Source organism: Halalkalibacter lacteus, assembly GCF_036663595.1.
In the GTDB taxonomy this organism is placed as follows: Bacteria; Bacillota; Bacilli; order Bacillales; family Bacillaceae_D; genus Halalkalibacter; species Halalkalibacter lacteus.
In genome coordinates this window covers 1-298 of record NZ_JAWRVL010000132.1, presented here as the reverse complement: position 1 = coordinate 298, position 298 = coordinate 1, and the positions used below count along the sequence as shown (strand labels likewise).

The window sequence follows — 298 nt, the reverse complement described above, 5'->3', positions numbered from 1 at the left end:
CAATGGACTGAAAATCCATGTGTCGGCGGTTCGATTCCGTCCTGAGCCACCATTATTTTAAGAGCCATTAGCTCAGTGACGAGCAAATCCCCTTGAAATACTACGAGTTGTTCCGACACAGCAAGCTTCGAAGCTTAGCTAGTAGAGGGAGGAACAGGGGAGACAGCGAAGGAATTCATCGTCCGAAAGCATCATGATTTGACTTCATAGAATTCACAGCGAGAGCCATTAGCTCAGTTGGTAGAGCATCTGACTTTTAATCAGAGGGTCGAAGGTTCGAATCCTTCATGGCTCACCA

Annotated in this window: 1 tRNA gene; it reads left to right on the top strand. The window is 47.0% G+C overall.

The window, feature by feature from the left end:
• Window positions 1-222 precede the first annotated feature (222 nt).
• A tRNA-Lys gene (locus SAZ04_RS21790) sits at window positions 223-298 on the top strand.